Genomic DNA, 888 nt, shown 5'->3' with positions numbered 1-888 from the left:
CTCGGGGGTCAGCGCGGCGGCAAGCCGCCAGGCGGCCGGACGGGTCTCGTCCCGCAGCGCCTCGACGGCCCTGGTGAGCACGGACCGCTCCCGCACGGCGGGCACCGCGGCGGCGGCCCGCTCATGGAGCCGGGCGCCCTCCTCCAGCACCAGCTCGGTGTCGATCCCGGCCGGGATCTTGATGCGGGCGTACCGCCGCCAGGTCGTGACCGTGTCGCCCCACGCCTCCACGTGGAACGTCCAGCGGCCCGCCTGGCCCGCTGTGACGGTCGCGCCCCAGCGGTCGGTGCCCGGGGCCAGTTCGCGCATCGGCACCCGCGGCTCCGGACGGCCGTCGGGGCCGGTCAGCACCGCATGGGCGGCCACGGCGTCGTGGCCCTCCCGGAACACGGTGGCCGAGATCTCGAAGGACTCGCCGGTCACGGCCTTCGCGGGTCTGCGCCCGGCCTGGACGACCGGGCGTACGTCGAGGACGGGGATGCGCCCGATGCCGCCGGCCGGGCCGGCCGCGGCCGGCCGCTCCCCGGCGGCCGGGCCCGGTCCGGCGGTGACGGCGCCGCGGGCTGGGGTTGCTTCGGCACGGGGGGTCGGGGGTGAGGACGGGTGGTGCTTGGCGGGCATGACCGCTCCTGTCCGCGTCAACGTGGGTGGGCGGATGGCTGTGGGGAGGTGGGTCCTGCGGGATGTGACGGTGTGCGCCCGGGGGCGCACGGGTGGGGCGTACCGCAGGAGCCTTCCCACCCTGTTCGGGTGGGCAATCCGGCGCTTTGTTAACTACTCGCGCGTATGTCGACGCACAAGAACCGCCTCGTTCCGGACGAACGGGGCCGACACGGGTGCGAACCGGTGAAGTGGCCGTCACGGGCCGGGAGTCCGCAGGAGTTCGTC

General features: G+C 75.7%; 1 protein-coding gene. It reads right to left on the bottom strand.

Annotated elements, in window-relative coordinates; genetic code table 11:
* Nucleotides 1-621 (bottom strand): maltotransferase domain-containing protein (locus tag SZN_RS37230; RefSeq protein ID WP_007506575.1); only part of this gene is annotated, 621 nt, incomplete at its 3' end.
* Between the last annotated feature and the right edge of the window lie 267 nt (nucleotides 622-888).

It is taken from the genome of Streptomyces zinciresistens K42, assembly GCF_000225525.1.
Lineage (GTDB): Bacteria > Actinomycetota > Actinomycetes > Streptomycetales > Streptomycetaceae > Streptomyces > Streptomyces zinciresistens.
The sequence above is the reverse complement of the archived record's forward strand: the minus strand, read 5'-3'. Positions and strand labels throughout refer to the sequence as shown.